We start from the raw sequence: 5142 nt of genomic DNA, 5'->3' as shown, positions 1-5142 counted from the left end.
GAGTCCGCGGCGTCGCTTGCCACCGCTGCCGACCTGCGCGCCCTTCTTGTTGGACGTGCGGCGGTTCCTGCGCTGGCTGTTCCCGGCCATGACCTACCTGTTTCGTTGCCTAAGTGCTTCAGAAGTGCTCAAGACGTGGGTGTGCGTCAAGTTTTATGGGTCAAGTTTTATGTGTCAGCGTACGCAAGTGTGCCGCCCGGACGCCCTCGAAGCCCCCGGGCGGCACATCGGTGCAGGTCAGCGCGGCCCCAGCGTCCAGCGCGGTCCCGAGGGACTGTCCTCGATGACGAGTCCGGTCTGCTGGAGCTGGTCCCGGATGGCGTCCGCCGTGCCCCAGTCCCTGCGTCCGCGCGCCGCCTCGCGCTGCTCCAGCACCAGCCGTACGAGCGTGTCGACGACGCCGTGCAGATCCTCACCGCGGTCGGTCTCGCCGGCCCAGTGCGGGTCCAGCGGATCGAGACCGAGGACGCCGAGCATGGCCCGTACCTCGGCGAGCCGGGCGACGGCCGCTTCCTTGTCGTCGGCGGCCAGCGCGGAATTGCCCTGCCGGACGGTGGTGTGGACGATCGCGAGGGCCTGCGGAACGCCCAGATCGTCGTCCATGGCCTCGGCGAAGGCGGGCGGGACCTCGTGCGCGGGAGCGACGGCCTTCCCGGCCTTTTCGGTGACGCGCTGGACGAAGCCCTCGATCCGCGCGAACGCGGACTCGGCCTCGCGCAGCGCCTCCTCGCTGTACTCGATCATCGAGCGGTAGTGCGGCGTGCCGAGGTAGTAGCGCAGCACGATGGGACGCCAGTGCTTGACCATCTCGGAGACCAGCACCGAGTTGCCGAGCGACTTGGACATCTTCTCGCCGCTCATGGTGACCCAGGCGTTGTGCACCCAGTACCGTGCGAACTCGTCGCCGTACGCCTTGGCCTGCGCGATCTCGTTCTCGTGGTGCGGGAAGATCAGATCGATGCCGCCGCCGTGGATGTCGAAGACGCTGCCCAGGTACTTGTGGGCCATGGCCGAGCACTCCAGATGCCAGCCGGGCCGGCCGCGGCCCCAGGGTGTCTCCCAGCTCGGCTCGCCGGGCTTGGCAGCCTTCCACATCGCGAAGTCGCGCTGGTCGCGCTTGCCGGTCTCGCCCTCGCCGGAGGGCTGGCGCAGATCGTCCAGGTCCTGGTTGGAGAGTTCCAGGTAATCCGGGAAGGACCGGACGTCGAAGTAGACGTTGCCGTCCGCCTCGTAGGCGTGGCCGCGCTCGATGAGGCCGCGCATCATCTCGATCATCTCGGTGATATGGCCGGTGGCGCGGGGCTCGTAGGTGGGCGGCAGGCAGCCGAGGACGTCGTAGCCGTCGTTGAAGGCGCGCTCGTTCTCGTACCCGATGGACCACCACGGGCGGCCCTGATCGGCCGACTTGGCGATGATCTTGTCATCGATGTCCGTGACGTTCCTAATGAATGTCACGTCGTAGCCGCGGTAGGTGAACCAGCGGCGCATGATGTCGAAGTTCAGTCCCGACCTGATGTGCCCGATGTGCGGAGCGGCCTGCACGGTGGCGCCACACAGGTAGATCGAGACACAGCCCGGCGTGAGCGGGTTGAAATCACGGATCTGCCGGGCGCCGGTGTCGTACAGCCGAATAGTCACGCGACAAGGGTAGTGCTCCTGGGGTGGTGCCCCGCGACCCTTTGGGCCACGGGGACACAGAAGCGTGACGTTCATACCCGTCCGGCAAAGTCACCAGTCGAATTTCGCGACGATTGTGATGTTTGCACCGGTGGGCTCAGATACGGCCGACGATCTTGCGCGGAGTGATACGGACGACCACCCGCTCGGCGTCCTCCTTGGACGCCGGGTTGAACTCCGCGTACGGCTTGCCGGTGTACTTGAGGGACAGCTCGTTGATCAGCTCCTGGCCGCCCTCCGTGGTGAGCGTCGCGGAGCCGCGGATCTCCGCGTAGAGGTACGGCGCGTCCTCGGGCCGCGCGACGACCGAAACCCGTGGGTCGCGACGCAGGTTCTGCTCCTTGCGGCGGCCGACGGTGGTCGAGACGAGCAGATCGTCACCGTCGCGCTTCACCCACACCGGCGACACCTGCGGGCTGCCGTCGGGCTGGATAGTGGCGATGTCGACGAAGACGGGTCCGTCGAGGAGTTCCTTGAGCTTGTCGGAGAGTGCGGCTGCCATGACTGCCTTCCTGATGCCTGACCTGACGGAGATGTGGAGATGCCTGCCCTGATCGAAACCTGATCGAAGCGGTGCCTCGATGCCCGACCTGGCACCGAGGCTGACACTCCCTCAACTCGTACCCCACGCGAAGTATTTCGATCAGCCCGTACGGACGACCAGCGCCGTGGCGATCGCGGCCAGTCCCTCGCCGCGCCCGGTGAAGCCGAGCCCGTCGGAGGTGGCGGCGGAGACCGCGACCGGAGCGCCGACGGCCTCGGTGAGCACCTTCTGCGCCTCTTCGCGCCGCTTGCCGATCTTCGGCCGCAGACCGACGACCTGTACGGCGACGTTGCCGATCGTGAAGCCCGCCTCGCGCACGATTCTGGCCGCCTCCGTAAGGAGACTGAGCCCGGAGGCGCCGGACCACTCCGGGCGCCCGGTGCCGAAGTGCGCGCCGAGGTCGCCGAGACCGGCGGCCGAGAAGAGCGCGTTGCAGGCCGCGTGGGCGACGACGTCCGCGTCGGAGTGACCGGCCAGACCGGGGCCCTCGCCCTCCCAGAGCAGGCCCGCGCACCACAGCTCGCGGCCCTCCTCGAAGGCGTGGATGTCGGTGCCGATGCCCACCTGCGGCAGCCGTACAGGCACGGAAGGCTCAGTAGCCATCGTTGGCCCTCCTCCGGGCGAGAACCGCCTCCGCCAGCACCAGATCCAGCGGCCTGGTCACCTTGAACGCCTCCTCGTGTCCTGGCACGACCACCACCGGCGCGCCGAGCCGCTCGACCATACCGGCGCAATCCGTCGCGCCGTCGCCGACCGCCGCGACCGTCTCGTGGGCGCGCTGGAGCGTGGCGCGGTCGAAGCCCTGCGGAGTCTGTACGGCGCGCAGCAGGGCCCGCTCGGGCGTGGCGACGACCGGTTCGGGCTCGCCCTTCTCGCGCGGCTCGACCTGTTTGACCGTATCCGCGAGCGGCAGCGCGGGCACGACGGCCGGCGCGCCGTCCCGTACGGCCTCGACCACGGCGTCCACGGTGTCCACGGGTACGAGCGGGCGCGCCGCGTCATGGACGAGTACGGCGGTGATGGAGTCGGGCAGGGCCTCGATTCCGCGCCGTACGGACTCCTGGCGTGTCTCGCCGCCCGGGACGACGAGATAGTCGGTGCGCTGCGGCAGGGCGTGCTCGTCGAGGAGGTGTTTCACCTCGGCGGCGCCGTCGGGCGGCGCGACGACCACGACGAGCGATACGGCGCGTGAGGCGGCCATGGCGCGGACGGCGTGGATCAGCATCGGTGTGCCGCCCAGCGCCCGGAGGGCCTTGGGGGCTCCGGGGCCGAGCCGTACCCCCCGGCCTGCTGCGGGGATCACCGCGGCGGTGCGGTGGGGGCGGGCTTCGTCTGACATCGGTTGCACTCCGGCAGGTTTGTTTCCTCGGCCGACATGGGTATGGCCACACCGTGCCGGGCGCGACGCCTTGACCGGACCCTTCCGTGACACACGGTCGAGACGGATCGCGCCGGCTGCCCGGGGCTCCGCACACCCGGGTCCGCCCCGGGTATGGCGAGATCCCGGGTGAAGTCCCGGCGAGTCCCCGGGTGCGAGAGGTCTGAAACCTCAGACCTCTGACGTCTCCGGTGGACCGTCCGACGTCTCCGGTGGCAGTTCTCCGGTGGACGGCGTGACATCTCACGGTGTGACGTCTCCGGTGGCTCCGACGGAGGGTGCGCGGACGGCGGACGGGTGTGCGGACGTCTGGACGGTGTACGGACGTCAGGGCGTGCGTGTACGGCGGATGTGGGCCGGATGTCGTACGAGGTGCGGGTGTACGGACATGCCGCAGCGCCCGGCGACACAGCATTTCCCTCGTAGCTGGTCAGCGGGCACCACGGCATTCACTGCGTTGTACGGCATGCGCCACCGGCACGTGGCGTCACGTCATGGTTCAGGACGCGAGGACCTCGTCGAGCAGAGCCTCGGCCTTGTCTTCATTCGTGTTCTCCGCGAGAGCCAGCTCGCTGACAAGAATCTGCCGCGCCTTGGCGAGCATGCGCTTCTCACCTGCGGAGAGTCCACGCTCGCGCTCCCGGCGCCACAGGTCGCGCACCACTTCAGCGACCTTGATGACATCGCCGGAGGCGAGCTTCTCGAGATTTGCCTTGTAGCGACGGGACCAGTTCGTCGGCTCTTCGGCGTACGGTGCGCGAAGCACCTCGAAGACCCGGTCCAGCCCGTCCTGACCGACCACATCGCGCACGCCGACGAACTCCGCATTGTCCGCCGGTACACGCACTGTCAAGTCGCCCTGGGCGACCTTGAGCACCAAGTAGGTCTTGTCCACGCCTTTGATCTGGCGAGTTTCGATGGCCTCGATCAGCGCGGCCCCGTGATGGGGATAGACCACGGTGTCGCCAACCTTGAACGTCATGTGACAGGTACCCCTTCCGTGGCTATCCAGGGTAACACGAGAATGGCATCTTCTGAATGGCGTTTTCGCAGGTCAGGACGGTTCTCGGGGCTTGACAACTGCGCCAGGAACGTGCTGCGGGCGGCTTCCGGAAGAGGGTATTCGCAGGTCGGAGCGGCTGCGCGGGCGTGCGGAAACGCGCACGTTACCCACCGCGCAACACCCTCCGAAGTGGATGAACGTCCCGATTTGCCGGATTTCAGGTGTCAAACTTCCCGCAGTCCGTTCGGATGTCGATCACTCGTACGGATGGAAGTGCGGGAGATTCCAAATTTGATCACCCCGGGCTCGCGCGGCGGTATTCGTAAGCAATGTGCGGTGCGCGGAGGAATTGATCACCGGCATTATGTGAACGCCGTGCGAAACGACGGGATCGAGCAGGAAATCGGATACGGAATCCGGCCCGCGCGGTGTCTTGAAGCGGTGTCTTGAAACGGCCCGGGAAGCGGCCGGGGAAGCGGCCCGGGCGCGGCGCGAAACCGGCCGGGCGCGGCGGCGGGACCGAGGCCGGTGCGGCGGCGG

Annotated in this window: 5 protein-coding genes; all 5 read right to left on the bottom strand. The window is 68.0% G+C overall.

The annotated features are described in order from the left end of the window. Positions 1-237 precede the first annotated feature (237 nt). The gene (cysS, locus tag GA0115259_RS34560) at positions 238-1638 is read right to left on the bottom strand and encodes a cysteine--tRNA ligase (RefSeq protein ID WP_093604232.1); all 1401 of its coding nucleotides are present in this window, start codon (positions 1636-1638) and stop codon (positions 238-240) included. Positions 1639-1774: 136 nt separating this feature from the next. Next, a complete protein-coding gene (locus GA0115259_RS34555) occupies positions 1775-2179 on the bottom strand; it encodes a PPOX class F420-dependent oxidoreductase (protein ID WP_093604230.1) in 405 nt (134 codons plus the stop codon). A gap of 141 nt (positions 2180-2320) precedes the next feature. Continuing rightward, entirely contained in the window at positions 2321-2824 is a 504-nt protein-coding gene (gene ispF, locus GA0115259_RS34550) for a 2-C-methyl-D-erythritol 2,4-cyclodiphosphate synthase (RefSeq protein WP_093604228.1), read from the bottom strand. Beyond that, complete coding sequence (gene ispD / locus GA0115259_RS34545) at positions 2814-3560, bottom strand: 2-C-methyl-D-erythritol 4-phosphate cytidylyltransferase (RefSeq protein ID WP_093604226.1); 747 nt, start codon at positions 3558-3560, stop codon at positions 2814-2816. Before ispD ends, ispF begins: the two co-directional genes overlap by 11 nt. Positions 3561-4098: 538 nt before the next feature. Further along, positions 4099-4581, bottom strand: coding sequence for a CarD family transcriptional regulator (locus tag GA0115259_RS34540; protein ID WP_003953493.1), 483 nt, complete (start codon positions 4579-4581; stop codon positions 4099-4101). Between the last annotated feature and the right edge of the window lie 561 nt (positions 4582-5142).

The organism is Streptomyces sp. MnatMP-M17, assembly GCF_900091995.1.
Classification (GTDB): Bacteria; Actinomycetota; Actinomycetes; order Streptomycetales; family Streptomycetaceae; genus Streptomyces.
Note: the sequence above shows the minus strand (reverse complement) of the source record. Positions and strands in the feature narration are given on the sequence as shown.

What these genes read in the sequence shown, in the direction of transcription:
- GA0115259_RS34555 (WP_093604230.1), bottom strand. Translation starts at nt 2,179, where the DNA reads ATGGCAGCCGCACTCTCCGACAAGCTCAAGGAACTCCTCGACGGACCC.
- ispF (WP_093604228.1), bottom strand. Translation starts at nt 2,824, where the DNA reads ATGGCTACTGAGCCTTCCGTGCCTGTACGGCTGCCGCAGGTGGGCATC.
- ispD (WP_093604226.1), bottom strand. Translation starts at nt 3,560, where the DNA reads ATGTCAGACGAAGCCCGCCCCCACCGCACCGCCGCGGTGATCCCCGCA.
- GA0115259_RS34540 (WP_003953493.1), bottom strand. Translation starts at nt 4,581, where the DNA reads ATGACGTTCAAGGTTGGCGACACCGTGGTCTATCCCCATCACGGGGCC.